16 protein-coding genes and 5 pseudogenes are annotated in these 18,487 nt (G+C 38.5%); 14 read left to right on the top strand and 7 right to left on the bottom strand.

The annotated features are described in order from the left end of the window. Positions 1-371 precede the first annotated feature (371 nt). The 3 genes from AAZO_RS07510 to AAZO_RS26195 all read left to right on the top strand — a co-directional run bounded on the left by AAZO_RS07510 (position 372) and on the right by AAZO_RS26195 (position 2,377). Complete coding sequence (locus tag AAZO_RS07510; protein ID WP_013190773.1) at positions 372-1,355, top strand: sucrase ferredoxin; 984 nt, start codon at positions 372-374, stop codon at positions 1,353-1,355. Positions 1,356-2,000: 645 nt separating this feature from the next. Then, positions 2,001-2,141, top strand: coding sequence for a hypothetical protein (locus tag AAZO_RS35055; RefSeq protein WP_187289617.1), 141 nt, complete (start codon positions 2,001-2,003; stop codon positions 2,139-2,141). Between the two features lie 50 nt (positions 2,142-2,191). Further along, positions 2,192-2,377: a hypothetical protein gene (locus AAZO_RS26195; protein WP_144031256.1), complete on the top strand. Its 186-nt coding sequence runs from the start codon at positions 2,192-2,194 to the stop codon at positions 2,375-2,377. Here the strand turns inward: AAZO_RS26195 and recQ are convergent, their stop codons facing one another. Further along, positions 2,378-4,546, bottom strand: coding sequence for a DNA helicase RecQ (gene recQ / locus AAZO_RS07520; protein WP_013190774.1), 2,169 nt, complete (start codon positions 4,544-4,546; stop codon positions 2,378-2,380). Between the two features lie 76 nt (positions 4,547-4,622). Between recQ and AAZO_RS07525 the strand changes: the two are divergent. The 7 genes and pseudogenes from AAZO_RS07525 to AAZO_RS37375 form a co-directional block, all read left to right on the top strand. Beyond that, positions 4,623-5,072, top strand: a pseudogene (locus AAZO_RS07525) (PhnD/SsuA/transferrin family substrate-binding protein); the annotation flags it as partial. 85 nt (positions 5,073-5,157) lie between these two features. Then, a pseudogene (locus AAZO_RS29325) lies at positions 5,158-6,645 on the top strand (IS1380 family transposase). A 382-nt stretch (positions 6,646-7,027) separates the two neighbouring features. Next, the gene (locus AAZO_RS07540) at positions 7,028-7,294 is read left to right on the top strand and encodes a P-loop NTPase family protein (RefSeq protein ID WP_187289618.1); all 267 of its coding nucleotides are present in this window, start codon (positions 7,028-7,030) and stop codon (positions 7,292-7,294) included. A gap of 65 nt (positions 7,295-7,359) precedes the next feature. Further along, complete coding sequence (locus AAZO_RS33495; RefSeq protein ID WP_013190775.1) at positions 7,360-7,593, top strand: DUF7734 family protein; 234 nt, start codon at positions 7,360-7,362, stop codon at positions 7,591-7,593. Positions 7,594-7,605: 12 nt separating this feature from the next. After that, positions 7,606-7,834: pseudogene (locus AAZO_RS37365) on the top strand (ATP-binding cassette domain-containing protein); the annotation flags it as partial. 133 nt (positions 7,835-7,967) lie between these two features. After that, positions 7,968-8,129: pseudogene (locus AAZO_RS37370) on the top strand (phosphonate ABC transporter, permease protein PhnE); the annotation flags it as partial. Positions 8,130-8,299: 170 nt separating this feature from the next. Further along, positions 8,300-8,479 (top strand): annotated as a pseudogene (locus tag AAZO_RS37375) (phosphonate ABC transporter, permease protein PhnE); the annotation flags it as partial. Between the two features lie 62 nt (positions 8,480-8,541). On the opposite strand, the gene AAZO_RS07550 reads toward AAZO_RS37375, so the two are convergent. After that, complete coding sequence (locus AAZO_RS07550; RefSeq protein WP_013190776.1) at positions 8,542-9,414, bottom strand: S-methyl-5'-thioadenosine phosphorylase; 873 nt, start codon at positions 9,412-9,414, stop codon at positions 8,542-8,544. Between the two features lie 171 nt (positions 9,415-9,585). Between AAZO_RS07550 and AAZO_RS07555 the strand changes: the two genes are divergently transcribed. Further along, entirely contained in the window at positions 9,586-9,813 is a 228-nt protein-coding gene (locus tag AAZO_RS07555) for a hypothetical protein (protein WP_013190777.1), read from the top strand. A gap of 107 nt (positions 9,814-9,920) precedes the next feature. On the opposite strand, the gene AAZO_RS07560 is transcribed toward AAZO_RS07555, so the two are convergent. Both AAZO_RS07560 and sat read right to left on the bottom strand, forming a co-directional pair. Continuing rightward, the gene (locus AAZO_RS07560) at positions 9,921-12,071 is read right to left on the bottom strand and encodes a caspase family protein (protein ID WP_041639652.1); all 2,151 of its coding nucleotides are present in this window, start codon (positions 12,069-12,071) and stop codon (positions 9,921-9,923) included. Positions 12,072-12,164: 93 nt separating this feature from the next. Continuing rightward, positions 12,165-13,355 (bottom strand): sulfate adenylyltransferase, encoded by a 1,191-nt coding sequence (gene sat / locus AAZO_RS07565; protein WP_013190779.1) that lies wholly within the window; start codon positions 13,353-13,355, stop codon positions 12,165-12,167. A gap of 227 nt (positions 13,356-13,582) precedes the next feature. Between sat and AAZO_RS07570 the strand changes: the two genes are divergently transcribed. Further along, a complete protein-coding gene (locus tag AAZO_RS07570; RefSeq protein ID WP_013190780.1) occupies positions 13,583-13,792 on the top strand; it encodes a hypothetical protein in 210 nt (69 codons plus the stop codon). A gap of 384 nt (positions 13,793-14,176) precedes the next feature. On the opposite strand, the gene AAZO_RS43480 is transcribed toward AAZO_RS07570, so the two are convergent. The 3 genes from AAZO_RS43480 to mnmA form a co-directional block, all read right to left on the bottom strand. Further along, positions 14,177-14,347 (bottom strand): Uma2 family endonuclease, encoded by a 171-nt coding sequence (locus tag AAZO_RS43480; RefSeq protein ID WP_420807046.1) that lies wholly within the window; start codon positions 14,345-14,347, stop codon positions 14,177-14,179. A 130-nt stretch (positions 14,348-14,477) separates the two neighbouring features. Then, positions 14,478-14,603, bottom strand: a complete 126-nt coding sequence (locus AAZO_RS43485; protein ID WP_420807047.1) for a hypothetical protein — start codon at positions 14,601-14,603, stop codon at positions 14,478-14,480. 36 nt (positions 14,604-14,639) lie between these two features. Beyond that, positions 14,640-15,695: a tRNA 2-thiouridine(34) synthase MnmA gene (gene mnmA, locus AAZO_RS07580; RefSeq protein ID WP_013190781.1), complete on the bottom strand. Its 1,056-nt coding sequence runs from the start codon at positions 15,693-15,695 to the stop codon at positions 14,640-14,642. 646 nt (positions 15,696-16,341) lie between these two features. Between mnmA and AAZO_RS33500 the strand changes: the two genes are divergently transcribed. After that, on the top strand, positions 16,342-16,521 hold the full coding sequence (locus tag AAZO_RS33500; RefSeq protein ID WP_144031257.1) for a hypothetical protein: 180 nt from the start codon (positions 16,342-16,344) through the stop codon (positions 16,519-16,521). Between the two features lie 317 nt (positions 16,522-16,838). Then, positions 16,839-18,365, top strand: coding sequence for a bifunctional ADP-dependent NAD(P)H-hydrate dehydratase/NAD(P)H-hydrate epimerase (locus tag AAZO_RS07585; RefSeq protein WP_013190783.1), 1,527 nt, complete (start codon positions 16,839-16,841; stop codon positions 18,363-18,365). The last annotated feature ends 122 nt before the right edge of the window (positions 18,366-18,487 follow it).

Genomic DNA, 18,487 nt, shown 5'->3' on the forward strand with positions numbered 1-18,487 from the left:
TTTTTCCGCCCACCTACTTAGATGGATTAGACCTCTTGCAAAATTGTTTCTGTAGTATGATAGGGAGTTTTAGACTTCATGTATTCTTGGTGTTCTTTGGGCTCGCTAATTCAAACATAACCCTGTAACTCTAACTTCTGGCTCAAACAAACACAATCCGCTTTTACAATATAACATTAATTCTGCAAGAGGTCTATAGAGTTTTAGAGATGGAAAATTTATTACCCGGAAAGACTTTAAAAAACCGGAAAATTATAAAATGGCATCAGTTTTTAGTTGTTAAGCCCATTAAAACTAAAACTGGTAGCTAGAAACACAATTTTATATTTCCCTTACCTTTGTGTATAAAATCAATTCTTGAGTAAATTTATATGAATCATTTTTTCTGCTGTGACTATTCCCGGCAACTAGGAGAAGATATTATTGGTAGTGCTACAAACTACCAAACTTACATTTTAGTAGAATCTCTACAACCTTGGATGTCAGAAGCATTTCAGTCAAAATTGGTTCCCGATAACTTGCGGGTGTTAGTTGAAGAAGTACAGCGGAGTAAATTATCCATCAGGTTTCTATTAATTGCTAATGATCAATCACATAAACTAGAACAAACTACATTATTGATTTATCAAAAACAAGAGGGTTTAAGCAATGGCTACCACAAGCAAGAATTTAAATTACCAAATATTGAACAAGCAGCTGGAGTTGTGAGGAAATGGTTATCAGGTGGAAAACCTGATTATCAAATAGAAACAAGTATCACCAGAGATATTTTAGTTTGTACACATGGTAGCCATGATCAGTGTTGTGCAAGATATGGCAATCCTTTTTACTTTTATGCTAAAAGTACTATTTCTGATTTGCAATTGGATGATGTAAGAGTTTGGAGATCCAGCCATTTTGGAGGACATCGGTTTGCACCCACAGCTATAGATTTGCCAGAAGCAAGATATTATGGTGTCCTGGATCAGGATTCCTTTAGATCAATTTTAACCAGAACAGGTGATATTGGATTTTTGCATAAAGTTTATCGTGGTTGGGGACTTTTAGCATCAACATTACAGATTTTGGAAAGAGAAATAATTCTCCGTCAAGGATGGGATTGGTTGAACTATAAAGTAGCAGGTAAAATCTTAGAGCAAAGTATGGATAATAATACAATGTTGGCAGATCTAACCTATGAAAACCCTGCTGGTTCTCTCTATACTTACCAAGCTAAACTTGTAAAAGATGCAGTGAAAACTCAAGTGTTAAAGAGTTCTTGTCATGCGACACAAGAATCATTGGTTGTTAAATATGCTGTAGCTAATCTTTGGCTGGTTGATAGAAAACTAGCTAGTACCACAGGGCAGAATTAAAAATTAAAAATGAGTACAGCCTCAGCTTTTTAAATATTTTGAGTTATTGGTTTATTTTGTCTAAAAATTTTGTAGAGATGTTCCAATGGAACACCTCTACACATCAATTCATCCTTTGATTCAGCAATACAATTGATTCAGCAATACAATCAACTATCTCTAAGTAGGTAGACACAAATACACATAACTATGTAACAAAATGTAAATTACTGGCAACCCTTCCGATGGTTTGATTCCCCGTTGCTGTATTCGCCATGACATAGTTATAAATTTTCCCGCCCACCTACTTAGCTGGCTTCGCTTAAGCTAGAGGTTTCTACCAAGCTGATTTCCTGAACCTGTACCCATTCCTTAGGCTTAACCCATTCCTGAACCTCTGCCCTATTGATTTTCTGGAGTAGGTGTGCTGGGAACCCCGAATTCTTAGAGATGTCGGTTTGTTTTCCGACTTTGTTTGACTTGGGGAGAAAAACTGTTTCTTCACTAGTGTGATCGCCCCTATCTATTAATGATTGAATGGCTGCACTTAACTGATTTTATGGCAACCAACAGTGGCCAGTTGCCGATGCTACAGCTCGTGTGATTTTTAGTTCCACGGCCATCCACCTCTTGGATATAAAACATACCGTCAATGAATTGTACCGAGTGGCAAGCGATCACACACTTTTCATGGTGCGACGTATCCAAAGACACAAACAAAGTGTGAGAGAACAAATCAGACAACAGATGCAACAACAACTGCAACATCACGGTTTGTCAGGAAAACGGGGAGAAAAAATCAGCTAACGCTGATGGAATTATGTGTGGAATTATGTGTGCAGTATGGGGGAAGGAAAATGGAATCAGTAATAGTTCAAGAGTGGAAAGTTACTAGTACACCACAAGAATCTCTAGATAATTGGCAAAAGAAACCAGGTTTAGGGGGTATTAACCTGCCTGAAGAGATCAAGCAAAATGTCCTAGACGAACTGGGAATCTGGGCTAAAGCCCAAAACTTAGGTTTTCAGCCTTTTCTCTTATAACTAAGTTTTGCGGTTTTCCCGTTGCCATTTGGCTTTCACTAAACGAATTTCATTAAAACTATAACTTTCACCTAAATAATCTTTAATGGGTTTGAGGGCAATATCACCTAATACATCTAAGACTTGCCAGATTTTTTTCTGTCGTTCTAAAGGTATTAATTGATTTAAATCTATAGATTGATTTTTTTCAATTAGGTCTGATAAATGCTGGATAATTGTGGAAGTCTTAACATTACGTTTTTGGGCGATTTCTTGAATATTGAAGCCTTGTTCATATAGTTTTAATGTGGTTGATTCAGTATCAGAGGGAAAGTTATCAACTGGTGCATAATACACTGGATTGGTTTTTTGTGGCTGTAAACTTTGTTGTTGACAATAGGCTTGAATTTCTGCCAAGAATCTATCACCGTATTGGGCTAATTTATGACTACCTACACCAGAAAGCTTACCAAATTCATGTAAGGTTTTTGGTTGTATTTGCGCCATTAGTTTTAGGGTAGAATCATGGAAGATGACGTAAGGTGGAACAGCTTGTTCATCAGCGAGTTGTTTACGGAGTGATCGCAACCTGTGCATGAGAACTTCTACCTCCGCAGCTTTGGCATTTCCTTCTTCTAAACTAATCTTTTGGGCGATGGGAACAGCAATGGAAACTGAACGCTGTTTTCGCATTACTTCCCAACTCAAGGCGTTAAGTTTCAAAACAGAGTAACCGTCTGTGGTTTGTTCTAATAAACCTTGATGTAAAAGTGAGCGCCCCAATATTCTCCACTCATCTAATGTTTTATCTTTACCTATTCCATAGGTAGAAAGTTGATCATGTTTATTGAGGGTAATCTTCTGATTTTTCGCACCCCGCAACACATCAATAATATACAACATTCCATATCTTTCTTTACACCGTGCAACACAAGATAAAAACTTCATCGCTTCAATTGTCCAATTTTGTACAGGTTTGGGATAAAGACAATTATCACAATTTCCACAATTAGCAGGAAATCTTTCTCCAAAATATGCTAATTGAATTGTGCGTCTACAATCTGTGCCTTCTGCATAATCAATTACTTGACGCAGCTGTTGTTTAGCAATTAACTTTTCTTGGAGATCTGTTTTTTGATTAATACTCCATTCAATAGTTTTAACATCGCCAAAGCTAAAAAATAGCGTACATCGTGAAGGTTCACTATCTCTACCAGCACGACCAGATTCTTGATAATAACTTTCTAAATTACGGGGTAAATCAAAGTGAACAACAAACCGCACATCAGGTTTATTAATTCCCATACCAAAAGCAATTGTCGCTACCATTACCCGTATATCATCCCGAATAAATCGAGTTTGATTTTTGGAACGTTCATCATCACTTAATCCCGCATGATAAGGCAAGGCTGCAATCTTGTCATTTTGCAGTTTAAAAGTTAGTTCATCAACTTTTTTTCTAGTTAAACAATAAATAATTCCTGAACCTTTATTTTCTCTAACTATTTCTAATAATTCAGCATAAGCACGTTGATTTTTAGATCTGACTTCATAATAAAGATTATGGCGGTTAAAGCTGGCAATGTGAACACTGGGTTGTTTTAATCCTAATTGTTGAATAATATCAACACGCACCCGGTCTGTCGCTGTGGCAGTGAGGGCAGTAGTGGTAACATCAGGATAGCGTTTTTTTAATAAAATTAACTGACGATATTCTGGACGAAAGTCATGTCCCCATTCGGAAACACAATGGGCTTCATCAATAGCAAAGTTAGCGATACCAATTTTTTCTTTAACTACATCTAAAAGTGGAAGAAATTTATCACTAATTAGACGTTCTGGGGCGATATAGAGCAACCTAACTTTACCATTCATAATCGCCTCTTCACGAGATCGAACTTTATAGAAGTTAAGACTACTATTGAGAAATGTGGCAGAAATGTTATTATTTCGCAGTGCTTCGACTTGGTCTTGCATCAATGCTATCAATGGTGACACGACCACAGTTAAACCTGATTTCAACAGTGCAGGTAATTGAAAGCACAAAGATTTACCCCCACCAGTCGGCATCACTACCATTAAATCCCGATTTTGCAGCGCATCCTCGATAATTTGCCTTTGTCCAGGACGAAATTGATCATAACCAAAGTGATATTTTAAGGCTTTTTCTAGTTGGGGATACTTAAGCATGGTAGATGCCTTGCGGTGCTAACTTTCTGGGTTGTGATGAAGATATCAGGATTGTAACTCAGGGCATTGGTGATTGGTGATTGGTAATGGGTCATGGGTGATTGGTCAGCAAGCAACTGGAGTTAAACCTAATCCTAATCAACAAATACCTACCTTATTTACCCAAAAGTTAAAAGCCTTAACAATTGTTTTTCCTAATCGTTCTGATTCTATAGATTTACAAACCAAAGCCAATGCGGTGGGAAGCTTTTTGTCCAAAGAATTGGTAATTCCTGTCAAAACTCAGATAGGTGATGATACGGCTGCTGTAGAAGCTTCGCGAGCAAATCGGGCTGATGTTGCTTTTTTGAGCAGTCATCCGGCTTTAAACACTGAACAATTAGCAAATGCTCGTTTGTTCTTGGCTGAAGTTCGTCCCAATTATTCGGGCAGATACACCTATAAATCTATATTTGTTGTCCCTGCAAATAGCCAACTTAAAAGTAAACATTCAGCTAAAGCGACTCTGGAACAGTTGCGTGGCAAAACCCGGATTTCTCACAAAAAGATAAAAAAAGGGGTCAAGGACTGCGGAAATTTATATATAGCAGGCATTTCAGCAGTTGTAAACCATGACCCTATCTTCAACAGATTGTATACCAAAACAGTTGAAATTTGAGCAACAAAAATGGCTGCCAGTCATAGTCAATTTCCAGGGTGGACAAGTAAGAGCAGATGCAGGATTCAGCTTAATTGCTGAAATAGACAGAAAATTGCAAATCACATCACAGTTTGCACAATGTTTCCAAGATTAGGGAAAGCCAAATCGGATTGACCATTCAATAGAGAGCTTAATTAAACAAAGAATATACGGGCTGGTCATGGGGTATGAAGACTTGAATGACCACGAATAATTACGTCATGACCAGATGTTTGCTATAGCTTTAGGAAAAAGCATTGGAGTAGAGAATGAACCTGCAAAATTGGCAGGAAAGAGTACATTAAATCCCCTGGAACATTGTCCTGAAGATGTGGAACAAGGAGCAGAAAGCGGGTACCATGAAATCTGGCATTCTCCATCAGAAATTGAAAGCTTACTTGTCAAAATATTTCTAGAATCTTACGCCAAAGAACCAAGATAAATTGTTTTGGATTTAGATGTAACTGATGACTTAGTACACGGCTATCAGGAGCAAGTTTTCTTCAATACTTATAATGGGGGATAATGCTATGCTCCACTTTATGTTTTCTGTGGAAAACATCTATTAGCAGCCAAACTTCACCCTTCAAACGTAGACCCAGCATTTGGGACATTATCAGAACTACAAGGAGTGATTAAATAAATAGGTCAACAATGGAAGAATGTTGAGATTTTAGTAGGTGGATATAGTGCTTATTCTAGAGACGATATCATCACATGGTGTGAATCCCAAATGGGTGTGGATGATGTTTTTGGATTGGCGCAAAATAGTCGTTTAATTGGGATGACTAGAAAGACTCAAAGTAGAGCATCCCTTGAGTTTGAGGAAAAACTATCAACAGTAGTTTCATTCTTAGAAACTATGTTTAAACCAGATGAAGAACTTACAGAATTTGCTTGTGACTTGATTAATAACTCAATTTGCTATAAATCGTTAGACTATAAAGCTCGTGAATCTTGGAGCCGTAGTCGTCGTGTTGTTTTTAAAGTTGAATATGGAGTAAAAGGGACTAATGTTCGTTTTGTTGTAACTTCACTTTCTACTAAGAAAGTACCTCCTAGTCAACTATATAGACAAAAATATTGTCAGCGAGGGGAGATGGAAAATCGTTTTAAAGAACAACAATTAGAACTTTTTAGTGATAGAACAAGCAACCATACATTTACGGTAAATCAATTAGGTTTATGGTTCTCTTCTATAGCTTAGGTTTTGCTCAATGCCTTGGGTCAAAAATGTTTAGCTAAAACCGAATTACAAAATGCTAATGTTGGGACTATTCGTACCAAATTATTGCAGTTAGGAGCTTTAATTACTGTAAGTACACGTCCCATTTTAATTGCGATTACTAGTTCTTGCCCATACAGACATATCTTTGCTACTGCTCATAAACGCTTAATAATGCTGACTAATACTGCTTAATTTGAAGTTAAATTGCCTTTTACTTATTTCTAATTAATCATACTTCACCCTTGGGTTGATTCAAGTCTTGTTTTGTCATGCTTAATTTTATGACCAGAGCATTTTGATTTTACTACCAATAAAAAGATAGTGACTTTTTTAGCTTTATAAATGCGATTTTATATTTAATTTATCTCTGCGATTCAGTTTTGATTGATGATGTATCAAAATTTAGTCTCACATTAGGTCATGTAAATTTATTTTTTACTGCTTGTGAGAAATCCGGGAAAAGAATGGCGTTTACCTCCCCTACCTCTGGTTATGGGTTTATTTTTCCTGTGAGTGAGTTGGTAAAACAGGGATTTGTACCCAAGGGTGATTGCTGGTAGGGTTAGTCCCATTGGTGGCAGGTGAAATTTACATTCATGGTGTACAAATAACTCACCAAACATTAACGAAAGTTCGCCGGGACATTGGGATGTTATTTCAAGGAGGTGGTTTAACTCGGCAATTATCAGCTATTGAAAATCTGCTTTGTGATCCTTTAGGTGTGAGAATAACTGGACAAACTTTGTTTGGTTTTCCTAAACGCAATCAGATTCTTGCTCTGGAATTATTAGAACAACTCGGTTTCAAAGAAAATAAAAAAAAGATAAAGTATACAGGTTAATTGTCGAGTTAATGATAATACTGCAAATAATCAACTAACTTGTACTTTCTCAATAAGTTCTAATAGTGTCTATAAGTATTGCTGATGACCAAGATAAAATTGCAGTTTTTAAGGGCTTTTCTAGTTCTTTAATGCAATCAACGGCATTTGATCCAGATGTACCTGTATTACCAGATGAAGCAACAACTATCAGCATTGACCGTATAGGTAGTCCTTATAATCCTGAATCACCCCGTTATATTCAACAAGGTATTTCTTGGGAAGCAATGGAAGCTTTGTTATTAGAAGTAGGAATTTAAGAGGCACGAGGCAGAAGACAGATATATCAAAAAACTGGTAACCTCGGTGGACAAGAACAACGAGTCGCGATCGCACGTGCTTTAATTCAATCACCACAAATACTTTTAGCCGACGAACCGATTACTGGGTTAGATGTACTTGCATCCCAACAAGTGATGTAGATTTTAGCAGAACTCAATAGCGACCAAGGCTTGACTATTTATTATTACAGTTTTACATGATTTGAGCATAGCCGCAGAATAAGCCCAAAGAGTTATCGTTTTAGATGCTGGACGTATAGTTTATGACGGAATATGCGATAGATAACTTACAATCCGGATTTTCCCAAGTTTTAAGCTTGTAGAAATAGCTTTGTCAATCTAGACAATAGGTTCTGGCTAAATTCTATAAGCAAGCAATTGAAGCAGTCAATTCTCGGTCTCTAGAATCTTTACAAGTGATTGGTGCATCCAGAATTCAAATAGCTCAATATGCCATCCTACCGCAGGTGTTGCCCTTGAGTTTAGGTTATACCCTGTGCATGTTTGAATACAATAGACCTCTTGAAGAATCAATTTTATGATACAATAGCCGTTTGTCTTTGTTTTATTCAAAAGTTAGAGTTACAGGGTTATGTTTGAATTAGCGAGCCCAAAGAACACCAAAAATACATAAAGTCTAAGACTCTCAATCATACCACAGAAACAATTTTGCAATAGGTCTATTATTCTTGCGCCTTCCGTACTCGGTGTAGTTGCTGCAGGTGGGATTGGCTTTCATTTAAAAAGCTATATAGACGGTTTTGAATACACAAAAGCGACAACCATGATGTTGGTGTTATTGGTGGTAGTGACTGTAATAGATGTTTTCAGCAGTAAATTACGTCGTCACCTCGATTCAATGTGAATAAAAGTGTAGGGAGATGAGGGAGAATAATCTGTTCCCTGTCACCTGTTCCTTATTCCCTTTTACAAATATTTCTGCAACAAGAAAGCCAATTTATCCTTCGTAGCTGTGGGTGCATTGCCTAAGTTGGTTAAAATTGCATATTTCAAGGCGGAATGTGCATCACTCACAGGGGGATTTTCACTGAGACGCTTCACAGTTTCTTCAATTACCTTTTGAGCATTTACTGCATTCCGCTGTAAATTAGCAATTACCATATCTACGGTCACACTGTCGTGATCTGGATGCCAACAATCATAATCGGTAACTAAAGCCAAGGTAGCATAAGCTATTTCCGCTTCTCTAGCTAACTTTGCTTCTGGCAAGTTGGTCATGCCAATGACTGTTGCATCCCAACTTCTATAAAGATTTGATTCTGCTTTGGTAGAAAATGCCGGGCCTTCCATACACACATAAGTACCACCACGATGGAGAGTAACATCTGTTAAATTCAAAGAAGCGATCGCATCAGCTAAAACTCCAGCCAAATTTTTGCAAATAGGCTCACCAAAAGCAATATGCGCCACAATTCCTTCACCAAAAAACGTAGAGATGCGATTTTTTGTTCTGTCAATAAACTGATCTGGCACTACCATATCTAGTGGTTTCGCTTCTGCTTTCAATGAACCAACTGCACTGGCAGAGATTAAGTATTTCACACCTAATTGCTTCATAGCATAAATATTAGCGGGAAAGGGTAACTCCGTAGGTAATAGCGTATGGTTACGACCATGACGAGCTAAGAAAGCCACTCTTGTTCCCACCAGAGTCCCCAGAATTACTGCATCTGATGGTGCGCCAAAAGGTGTCTGAAGTTCTAAAGATTCCACATCTTTAAGGGCTTCCATTTTGTATAACCCACTGCCACCAATAATCCCAATCTGTGCTAGTGTCATTTTTTTAAATCATGAAATTTTTAAACGGCTAAGTTATTCTACCGGAAATGTGAATAATCCAAAGGTACACGCTAGTAATGAAATCGTTTTTTTTGTTTCGGTAAAGCTACGAATGGCAAGTTTACGAAACTTTGTTATTGTAAAGTTAGTTACTATGAAGAGTATATTAAAATGCTAGAAAACAATAATATGCAATTCAATGTCAACTCAAACCCTAGCAATTTAGAGCCAATCTTGGAACGCATATTTGCTAATCGCCGAATTACACGAAAAGATCAACAGATTATGATGTCCAGTTTTTTGACTGAAGACGGACTAAGCGATCACCATCTTAGGCAAATTAATAAAGTATTTGATGCTTTAAAAGGAGGATTAATTAAAGTTGTAGATTTACATTAATTTGTAATTTGTAATAGTGCTTCCAGTCCCTAGATGAATAAGCAATTTCTAATTCGTAATTTAGTTTTATAACTAACATTTAGAGCCTGCCACAAAACTTACCGCTTCTAAAATTGGAGGGTTGAAACCACTTGGAAACTAAAGTTAAGGCTTGCCCAATTATTCACATCTAATACATAAGAGTCCGCAGCAGTTCCAGTAATTTCTACTTTAATTTTACTGGCATTATGTAAATCTTGAAGCAAGGCTTGGGCAACTTCTAAAGCATTAACTAAAGGGCTAATGGGCTGTTGATCAGAACTAGGATACTTGGTAATTCCCAAGGCTGCAAGGGTTTCAGTGAAGGGAGAGGTACTAAGAATTAGTTGGTGTTCACAAAAGAAAACTGGGGAAGGAAGCGTCCAACCAGCAGTAGCATTGTTTTCTGGTAATCTCAGAGTTTGTCCAGGAGAAATGACTATTTCTCGGAGATGGGGTTTGGTGTCAGAGGTATCTGCTAGTTTAGAGACTTCCCAAGGGTAAAAGGTGATGGCACTTCTACTATTATTTAACCCCACTAACATTAAATATATCGGGCGAGCGCTCAAATTTTCTACCCTATACTGCATCGTACTCCCGACGGGAACTGTGGGAATAGCTGTTCCTGGGGTGGTGAGTGCTTTATGAGTTGTACTTTTCCCACTAAACCCGCGCCATGTTTGCTGTTGCATAACGACACCGGGTGAGATGTTGTTCACCATCTCTAAAGTAGCTTTCACAGCCAAGCGAGAAGAAACTTGATTTTCTGTCAGTCGCCATAACTTTGCTGCTAACAGGGTAGAAAATTTTGGTGTTAATCTCTGCACTGCTACTTTCACGGCTTCTCCAGTTTCCCCGGCCGTATTGAGAATCACTTCACCATCAAGGGAAAAAAGACCATAACGACTCGGTATGTTTTTTAACTTGCCAAATATGTAATCAGGCTTCTGTTCTGTTGCTGTAATGTTAACTATCCGAGTAATTGTCGCAAAGGCGCTGGTAGCATCTACACGCTCAATTCTTTCTAGACCAGAATCTAAGAGAACAGTTAAACTAATATTCCGAGGTAAGACGCGCACTGCTTCTTGTACTACTTGCCCAACTTGTAGCGATGTGGTAGCGTCTTGGTTGGATATCTGTGCTTTTGCAGTTAAACCATTGTGCGACTTAAAGATTAACTGTTCTCCAGTCGGTGTAATCAATCTGGAATTAACTCCATAGTATTCCAAAACTTGCAGAGGTAATCCTCCCAGCCATAACTCGACTGCTTTACCATCTTCATTTAGAGCTATTACCACTCCTTCTGCATCACTACTTACCAGGGGGAAATTATCAATAATTAAACCACTTTGAGGATTTTTCTTTTCAGTCCATAACCCTGGCTGCTGTTTGCTACCCAATTTGTATATGGAACTACGGATATGAGAGAGCAGAATTTGAATGGTTGTGGCTGGGGTAGTTTCCCATAAGTATTGGGTCAAAACGTAGGTAAATAAACCTGCACTGAAATTACCAAAAAGCAATTCTCCCGCTTGCTGATTTTCTGTCGAGGTTGCTTTTAGCAGCATTGCATTGTTAAGTGCGGGATTCTGGGTTTGTTGCTGTTTGAGAAATGCCAATTCCTCCAGTGCTAACTTTGCTACTGATGATTCTGGGCGGGAACGAAATTTCAAAGCAGGGGTCTGTAATGTACTGGGAGCATAATAACTAGTATCTAATATTGTTGTGACTCGGTTGGTAGGGAGTGAGCGCAACAACAATAAAAGAGTTTGTTCTAATAAATAGTTGACAGATAGTTGATTCTGTGTATCTACATCGAAAGGAATTAAGGCATTTTCCACAGTCTCTGGAAAAGTTGCCAATTTAACACGAGTGCCATAGCCGCTAAAATGAAAAACGACTGTATCATCAGCTTTCGCTTGGTTACCCAAGTGATCTAAACAAGCCGCTTCGATAAATTCCCGGCTGGCTTGTTCCTCAGTTAAGGTGAGAATATCCGCAGATGCAAAGCCAAAGCGGTGAATCAAAAGTTCTTTTTGCAATTCCACATCAGTTAAACAACCACTAAGGACAGGACTCTGTGGATATTGATTGATACCTATTAACAATGCCAACTTACGCGGTTTGGGTTGTGCTAAAGCTTGATAATAGCGATTCCCTAAAGTTAACCACTCAGCTTCAGTCAGTCCCAATACTGCCAGTATGGAGCCAATTCGTTCTAAAAACGCACGCCGTTTCATAATTAGCATCAGCCCTTAGTCCATCAGCTAACAGCTTAAGGGGCTGAGGGCTATAGAGTAAAGTTTCAATTTACACTTTTTGCTGCTTTTCCATCAGGGTTCAGCTAAAGCTGCTTGTGGGATAGACATTGCCCGTGCTAACTCAGCCACTACTTCAGGACGAGAGAATTCTGGTGGGGGTAACTCACCACGACGCAACATCTCCCGGACTTTTGTACCCGACAGGTGAACCCGTTCTTCTGGTCTGCTCGGACTGGTTTTAGTTGTCGCCATTTGTTTGGTGCGTGTGCAGTAGAAAGCGTGTTCAAACTTCATTGGCACAATGCCTAATTCTTCAGGCGCAAACTCATCAAATATATATTGAGCATCATAAGTGCCGTAGTAGTCACCTACACCAGCATGATCTCGCCCAACAATAAAATGTGTACAGCCGTAATTCTTGCGAACCAGAGCATGGAAAATAGCTTCCCTTGGACCAGCATAACGCATTGCCGCTGGATTAATGGCGAGAATTACTCTATCTAAGGGGTAATAATGTTCCATGAGTATTTCATAGCAACGCATCCGCACATCAGCGGCGATATCGTCTTCTTTGGTTGCGCCTACTAATGGGTGTAAAAATAGACCGTCTACTGTTTCCAAAGCACATTTTTGAATATACTCATGGGCGCGGTGGATGGGGTTGCGAGTTTGGAAACCGACGATAGTTTTCCAACCTTTCTCTCTAAACATTTGCCGGGAAGGAGCAGGATCAATTTGGTAGCTGGGAAACTGGGGATGAGAATCACGTTGCAGTAACCAGATATCCCCAGCTAGATTCACGGAACCTTGATTGTAAAGTACCTCCACTCCAGGGTGTTTGACATCATCTGTGCGATAGACATTGATAGCTTCGCGTTTTTTGTCATAACTATACTTTTCGCTCAGTTCCAAAACCCCAATAAACTCCCCATTGGGGTTATCCAGACGCACTAAACCACCTGCTTGGAGAGGGGCTGCATTTTCTTCTGTTACAGATAGTGTAATTGGAATTGACCAGACAAGTCCGTTGGCCAGTCGCATTTCTGTAACTACGCGATCATAGTCGGCTTGGTTCATGAAACTAATCAGCGGACTAAAACCACCAATGGCTATCATTTCCAAATCAGAAAGGGCTCGCTCATCAAGTGTTACTCGCGGTAAAAAGTCACCTTTGGAGAGAAATACTTCTCTTTGTTCTGACGAAGCAACTCGGTTTATTAACTCTCCGCCGTGGGGGGCGATCGCATCTGGATGGTAACTCAACGTGATTCCTTCCGTAATTTATAAATACTATTGCAAACTATGTACTAAATTATCAAATTGTCGGTAGATATAGTACAATTTGTCAAAATAATTTTGTCAATTGCCGATAGGAAATGATAAGATTGGGAAAAGAAGGCAGGGGGTAGGGGACAGGAGGCAGGGAGAGAAAGAGATATTATTTATGCTAGGTTTTGGGAAGAAAGACGAGATTACCGGATGCTAATACTATGCAAACGGAAAAAATATCAATTTCCTTAGCAGCCTCTTTAGTGCAGTTTATTGAGAACTACAAAATTACCAAAAAGTGTAAATCTCGATCGCAAGTAATTGAGTTAGCATTAGATTGCTTGCGATTTCAAGAGTTAGAGGAAGCATACCCCGAAGATCCAACAGAAATTAACCAAGATTGGGAATTACCTATAAGGTATGAAAGGTAGCAGAACATTGCCAAGGATCATATATTTGATCATTTTTGTAGAAAGCTTCTAAAATATATTCTCACTGTTTAGGACTTAGATATTCTGCAATTCTAATTATTAGTCCAGGATTTTCACTAGCACTTGCATAAGACCTGTCTAATCCTTTCTAATCCTTGCATAGCCTTAAAACACCAAACCTCTCAATTTTTCATCTAACAATTAGACCATAAAGAGTTGTTCTGCTGTTAATTGCAAGTTAGGAAAGTTTGAAGAAACGAGTTGCTCGTTGTTTTGAAACAATCGCTTTTGATACTCATCTTCTACTAAGGTGCAAATTGTAATAGTTGGCTGTTTGGATTTGCCAATATATTCTCTTCCAGCAATACCCAAATAATTTACAGTCTAATAATATTCAAGTATACCTAATAGGGCGTAATCTTCAACTTTGCGGGCGTAGTCGTTTTGCCAATGTGTACTCACGACTTCAGCCATGAGTTTAATTGATTTTCCTGGTGTAATTACAGGTTGTTGTTGCCATAATCGTTCATTAATTAGTTGTGTTTGCTCTAACACAATGACATCGGGACGAAAGACTGTTTATGTTCCCAATAGTTTAATTAAGCAGCGATGGGAAATAAAATATGGTAATTCCTGACGATCAATTTCTACATTCAGTTTTCGTTGCCCAATTTAAAGATGACATTTACTTATGGGGTCCTGTTGGTTCTATTTCGATTAATTCCCCATCAATGAGTTCATAATTATCAATATAGGCGTACTGAGTAATAAATTCATCAAGTTTGATAAGTTTTAGGGCTGGTTGCACCATGAGGATCTTCCCTCACGATTAGGTAAATCTTGGGAATTAACTGAACTGTTCAATTATTCCCCCACCCAATACCTTATCCCCTTCATACCAAACCGCAGCTTGTCCAGGGGTAATACTGAACTGTGGTTCATCAAACACCAACCGCACACGAAAATCTTCTAAAGGTATCACTGTCACCGGTACGGGTTGTGAACGATAACGAATTTGTACTTCTGCACGGATGGGGGTTGCCGGTTCAGCTATGGAAACCCAATTTACTCTATTTAGTGTACATTCTGATTGAGTTCCTTTGGTGCGCTCGCCTACAACTACTCTGTTATTAACTGCATCCAATTCAATCACATACAAGGGTTCGTCCGCAGCAATACCTATACCCTTACGTTGTCCAATTGTGTAATGATGAACACCATCATGTTGTCCCAAAACTTTACCAGTGGTATCGAGAATATCACCGGGTTTAGGTACTAAATATCTATCTAAAAATGCCCGCATGGAACCGTTACTTTCCACCAAGCATAAATCTTGACTTTCTGGTTTATCAGCAGTTGTTAAACCGTATTCAGCCGCAATTCTGCGGGTATCGGTTTTATTCAATTCTCCCAAAGGAAAAACCGAAGCACTTAGTAAATCTTGAGACAAATCATAGAGAAAATAGGACTGGTCTTTGTTACGATAAACTGCACGTAACAATTTATAACGTCCGGTGGTTTCATCGTAGCGAACTTGGGCATAATGACCTGTAGCGATCGCATTACTTCCCAATTTTTCCCGCGCATATTCCACCATTGGCCCAAATTTCACCGTTTTATTGCATTGGGAACAAGGTAACGGCGTAATTCCCATACTGTAACCCGATAGTAAATAATCCACAATATTGGCTTGAAAGACATCCCGAATATCAACAACTTCGTGGGGAATGCCTAATTGTTCACAAACACTAGCCGCGTCAATCATTCCTTCAGAGCAACATTGCCCTTTGCCTTTCATCAGCCAAAGGGTTAAACCAATTACATCATAGCCCTGATTGTGTAACATAGCGGCAGCTACAGAACTGTCAACGCCACCAGAAAGACCAACGACAACTTTTTTCATAATTCATACTTTTAACAGTACTTGCTACTGATTGATTATTACTGGGAGATTATTTTTCACCCTAAACAAAACGCTAGACTGTCCAATTGTAGCACAAGTTGCTCAAAAGCTTTGGTAGTAATCAACTTTCAGTTATGGGGCTTCAACCATCTCCGTAATTATCCATTAACTATTTACAATTATGACTAATGGAAAATAGTTGCTCAAGAGAGTGATCAATATGCAGATTTTCATAGTCAGTCGATTTACCTACCTATCTATTTCGCTATTTATTATAGGCAGTCTTTTGGCAACCATCCCCCAAAATAGAGCAACACAAGCACAATTGAATCAGTATCAGGATATATTCAGATTTAAACGTTCCCACTATTGCACAAGGATTACCTCAATTACCAACGACCCAAGCTATAGAATTTAGTCGAAATAGTCAAAACTATCAACCTTCCCAAACTCAACAAATCAGTCAAGATAACCAAGATTTCGAACGTTACTTTATTTATGTTGACGGTGATAATCCTCAAACTTTGCAACGCATACTTCAGATTGAAAGTAGTGCTTATGTTCGACAGTACGGTGGAAGAACGATAATTCAAGCAGGTGTTTTTAGCAAACCATTTAATTTAATGCTCAACAAAGGTTCAGAAAATTGGAACTAAATGGTATTTCTGGCGCTCGTTTTGTCGGTTTGCGTAATAATGGAACAGGGGGTAACAATAATCCTATATATTCCAGCAATACCTCGGAACTCTCTTATTATCCCCCTAGCTATAATGATCGAATTACCAGAATTAATTATATATATAGCCAAAAAAATCCTACTTCTTAGTATGTGATTACTCCCAGTATTCCTAATAATTTACGCAATTTGGGTGAACAAGTCGGCCGGAGTATTTGGTCAAAATAGTAATGTGTAGATGAGAGTCAAGAGGAGCGCATATAGCTGTGGGTCCTTTTAGCAAACCTCCAGAAGCCAAGGAATGGAATGATGATTATAATAAAAAATTAGGCTACGGAAATGCGAGAGTTTATTACGGTAAGTGAGGGACTGGGGACTGGTAGAGATGAGGGAGATGAGGGAGATGAGGGAGATGGGGAAGAAATCCTTTTAACGCCCAATGTCTAATGACTAATAACTAATGACCAATGACTAAAGAACAAATAGTAGTAACATCTGCCCAAATGTGTGACATTGAAGGGCGAATATTTGCAGCGGGAATGCCTGTTGCAGCTTTGATGGAAAAAGTAGCAGGACTGATTAGTGATCGCTTACAGGTTATCATACCAAAAGGGCGATGTGTGGGAATTTTAGTCGGTCCTGGCCATAACGGTGGTGATGCTTTAGTCGTAGCTCGTGAACTACACTTTCGTGGTTATCAAGTTTGGATTTATCAACCCTTCTCTAAACTGAAGGAATTAACTAATCAACATTTTCAATATGCTCAAAGTTTGGGAATTCCTTGTTTTCAAGAAACTGATAAGTTACCAAGTTGTGATTTTTTAGTTGACGGTTTATTTGGTTTGGGTTTAGAAAGAGAAATTACTGATTCTATTGCTTATGCAATTAATTATTTTAATGAATCTAATAAACAGGTTTTCAGTATTGATTTACCTTCAGGTTTACATACAGATACAGGAGCAGTTTTAGGAACTGCTATTCGCGCTACTCAGACTTTTTGTTTAGGTTTATGGAAACAGGGTTTATTGCAAGAACAAGCATTAGAATATATTGGAAAACCTGAATTAATTGATTTTGATATTCCCTTAGCAGATATTCATACTGTTTTGGGAGAAGTACCGAAAATTAAACGCATTACTCAAACCACAGTAATTGCGTCTTTACCTTTACCCCGTTCCCCAATTACACATAAATATAAATCAGGACATTTACTATTAATTTGTGGTTCACGACGTTATGCTGGAAGTGCAATTTTAAGTGGTTTGGGTGCGCGTGCTTCTGGTGTAGGAATGTTATCTATTGCTGTACCTGAATCTGTTAAAACGCTTTTAGTTTCTCATTTACCAGAAGCTTTAATTATCGGATGTCCTGAAACAGAAACAGGGGCAATTTCTCATTTACAATTACCAGGAAAAACGCATTTAAGTTCATTCAGTGTAATTGCTTGTGGCCCCGGTTTAACTCAAGATAGCACGCCAATTGTTCAACAAGTAATTGAAAGTCAAGTTCCTTTAATTCTAGATGCCGATGCTTTAAATATATTGGCACAAATAGGGACTATTTCCACTTTACAAAAACGTCAGACAACAACGGTTCTTAGTCCTCACACAGGTGAATTTCATCGTTTATTTCCTGATATTTCCTACACAGATAGAGTCAAAGCGGTGCAAACAGCAGCGGCTCAAACTGGGGCTGTAGTTTTGTTAAAGGGGGCAAGAACAGCTATATCTAACCCTCAAGGTGTTGTTTGGATCAATTCTGAAAGTACACCAGCTTTAGCCCGTGGTGGTAGTGGTGATGTTTTAACTGGTTTAATGGGTGGATTATTAGCGCAAACTGCAAATAAACAAACTCCTATTGAAGATGTTGTTGCAACTGCGACTTGGTGGCATTCTCAAGCAGGTATTTTGGCAGCGGAAGAAAGAACAGAATTAGGTGTTGATGCTTTTAGTTTGACACAGTATTTAATGAAAGTTCTGCAGGCTTTTACGTAGTACAGTAGGGTGTAAATAAACCAACCATTCCAAATCTCTGAAAAGCTAACGCCGTATAAATTTTGAATTTTGTTGGCGCAGCCTGTTGGAAGCACTATTTTGAATTTTGTTAGCGTAGCTCT

Source organism: 'Nostoc azollae' 0708, from assembly GCF_000196515.1.
GTDB classification, from domain to species: Bacteria; Cyanobacteriota; Cyanobacteriia; order Cyanobacteriales; family Nostocaceae; genus Trichormus_B; species Trichormus_B azollae.

Coding starts and splice junctions, on each gene's coding strand:
- AAZO_RS07510 (WP_013190773.1), top strand. CDS start 372: ATGAATCATTTTTTCTGCTGTGACTATTCCCGGCAACTAGGAGAAGAT.
- AAZO_RS26195 (WP_144031256.1), top strand. CDS start 2,192: ATGGAATCAGTAATAGTTCAAGAGTGGAAAGTTACTAGTACACCACAA.
- recQ (WP_013190774.1), bottom strand. CDS start 4,546: ATGCTTAAGTATCCCCAACTAGAAAAAGCCTTAAAATATCACTTTGGT.
- AAZO_RS07550 (WP_013190776.1), bottom strand. CDS start 9,414: ATGACACTAGCACAGATTGGGATTATTGGTGGCAGTGGGTTATACAAA.
- AAZO_RS07555 (WP_013190777.1), top strand. CDS start 9,586: ATGCTAGAAAACAATAATATGCAATTCAATGTCAACTCAAACCCTAGC.
- AAZO_RS07560 (WP_041639652.1), bottom strand. CDS start 12,071: ATGAAACGGCGTGCGTTTTTAGAACGAATTGGCTCCATACTGGCAGTA.
- AAZO_RS07570 (WP_013190780.1), top strand. CDS start 13,583: ATGCAAACGGAAAAAATATCAATTTCCTTAGCAGCCTCTTTAGTGCAG.
- AAZO_RS43485 (WP_420807047.1), bottom strand. CDS start 14,603: ATGGTGCAACCAGCCCTAAAACTTATCAAACTTGATGAATTTATTACT.
- mnmA (WP_013190781.1), bottom strand. CDS start 15,695: ATGAAAAAAGTTGTCGTTGGTCTTTCTGGTGGCGTTGACAGTTCTGTA.
- AAZO_RS07585 (WP_013190783.1), top strand. CDS start 16,839: ATGACTAAAGAACAAATAGTAGTAACATCTGCCCAAATGTGTGACATT.